This window comes from Rhizobium sp. RAF36, assembly GCF_052114105.1.
Taxonomy (GTDB): Bacteria; Pseudomonadota; Alphaproteobacteria; order Rhizobiales; family Rhizobiaceae; genus Rhizobium.
Genome location: NZ_JBFREC010000007.1, coordinates 1 through 2,500, shown reverse-complemented (window position 1 = coordinate 2,500; position 2,500 = coordinate 1). Strand labels below are relative to the sequence as shown.

Annotated in this window: 1 rRNA gene (cut by a window edge); it reads left to right on the top strand. The window is 53.2% G+C overall.

Annotated features, from left to right (window positions below):
- Positions 1-2,479: ribosomal RNA gene (locus AB4Z25_RS21895) — 23S ribosomal RNA — on the top strand; it begins 322 nt to the left of the window's first position.
- The last annotated feature ends 21 nt before the right edge of the window (positions 2,480-2,500 follow it).

Genomic DNA, 2,500 nt, shown 5'->3' with positions numbered 1-2,500 from the left:
AGTGGCAATTGTGGTTAAAGTGGAACAAGCTGGAAAGCTTGGCCGTAGTGGGTGATAGCCCCGTACGCGTAGATACCATGATTGTCCTAGAGTAGGGCGGGACACGTGAAATCCTGTCTGAACATGGGGAGACCACTCTCCAAGCCTAAGTACTCGTGCATGACCGATAGCGAACAAGTACCGTGAGGGAAAGGTGAAAAGCACCCCGACAAGGGGAGTGAAATAGAACCTGAAACCGGATGCCTACAAACAGTCGGAGCCCGCAAGGGTGACGGCGTACCTTTTGTATAATGGGTCAACGACTTAGTGTAACAAGCAAGCTTAAGCCGGTAGGTGTAGGCGAAGCGAAAGCGAGTCTGAATAGGGCGATTGAGTTTGTTGCATTAGACCCGAAACCGAGTGATCTAGCCATGAGCAGGTTGAAGGTTGGGTAACACCAACTGGAGGACCGAACCCGCATCTGTTGCAATAGATTGGGATGACTTGTGGCTAGGGGTGAAAGGCCAATCAAACTCGGAAATAGCTGGTTCTCCGCGAAATCTATTTAGGTAGAGCGTCGAGCGAATACCCCGGGGGGTAGAGCACTGGATGGGCTATGGGGACTCACCGTCTTACTGATCCTAACCAAACTCCGAATACCCGGGAGTACTACTCGGCAGACACACGGCGGGTGCTAACGTCCGTCGTGAAAAGGGCAACAACCCTAACCTCCAGCTAAGGTCCCCAAGTCATGGCTAAGTGGGAAAGGATGTGAGGATCCCAAAACAACCAGGATGTTGGCTTAGAAGCAGCCATCATTTAAAGAAAGCGTAACAGCTCACTGGTCTAAATAAGGGTCTTTGCGCCGAAAATGTAACGGGGCTGAAGCCATGCACCGAAGCTGAGGATGTGCAGCAATGCACGTGGTAGCGGAGCGTTCCGTAAGTCTGTGAAGGGGTACCTGTGAGGGGCCCTGGAGATATCGGAAGTGCGAATGTTGACATGAGTAACGATAAAGGGAGTGAGAGACTCCCTCGCCGAAAGACCAAGGGTTCCTGCTTAAAGTTAATCTGAGCAGGGTTAGCCGGCCCCTAAGACGAGGCGGACACGCGTAGTCGATGGGAACCACGTTAATATTCGTGGGCCTGGTGGTAGTGACGGATTGCTCAACTTGTAAGGTCTTATTGGATTGATCTTGCAGGGACGCGGTTCCAGGAAATAGCTCCACCGTATAGACCGTACCCGAAACCGACACAGGTGGTCAGGTAGAGTATACCAAGGCGCTTGAGAGAACTATGTTGAAGGAACTCGGCAAATTGCACGCGTAACTTCGGAAGAAGCGTGACCCCAATTTACGCAAGTATATTGGGGTGGCACAGACCAGGGGGTAGCGACTGTTTATCAAAAACACAGGGCTCTGCGAAGTCGCAAGACGACGTATAGGGTCTGACGCCTGCCCGGTGCTGGAAGGTTAAGAGGAGAGGTGCAAGCTTTGAATCGAAGCCCCAGTAAACGGCGGCCGTAACTATAACGGTCCTAAGGTAGCGAAATTCCTTGTCGGGTAAGTTCCGACCTGCACGAATGGCGTAACGACTTCCCCGCTGTCTCCAACATAGACTCAGTGAAATTGAATTCCCCGTGAAGATGCGGGGTTCCTGCGGTCAGACGGAAAGACCCCGTGCACCTTTACTATAGCTTTACACTGGCATTCGTGTCGGCATGTGTAGGATAGGTGGTAGGCTTTGAAGCAGGGACGCCAGTTTCTGTGGAGCCATCCTTGAAATACCACCCTTATCGTCATGGATGTCTAACCGCGGTCCGTTATCCGGATCCGGGACAGTGTATGGTGGGTAGTTTGACTGGGGCGGTCGCCTCCGAAAGAGTAACGGAGGCGCGCGATGGTGGGCTCAGACCGGTCGGAAATCGGTCGTCGAGTGCAATGGCATAAGCCCGCCTGACTGCGAGACTGACAAGTCGAGCAGAGACGAAAGTCGGTCATAGTGATCCGGTGGTCCCGCGTGGAAGGGCCATCGCTCAACGGATAAAAGGTACGCCGGGGATAACAGGCTGATGACCCCCAAGAGTCCATATCGACGGGGTTGTTTGGCACCTCGATGTCGGCTCATCGCATCCTGGGGCTGGAGCAGGTCCCAAGGGTTTGGCTGTTCGCCAATTAAAGCGGTACGTGAGCTGGGTTCAGAACGTCGTGAGACAGTTCGGTCCCTATCTGCCGTGGGTGTAGGAATATTGACAGGATCTGTCCCTAGTACGAGAGGACCGGGATGGACATATCTCTGGTGGACCTGTTGTCGTGCCAACGGCATAGCAGGGTAGCTACATATGGACGGGATAACCGCTGAAGGCATCTAAGCGGGAAACCCACCTGAAAACGAGTATTCCCTATCAGAGCCGTGGAAGACGACCACGTTGATAGGCCGGGTGTGGAAGTGCGGCAACGCATGAAGCTTACCGGTACTAATAGCTCGATTGGCTTGATCGTTCTCATTGATCAATGCTCATC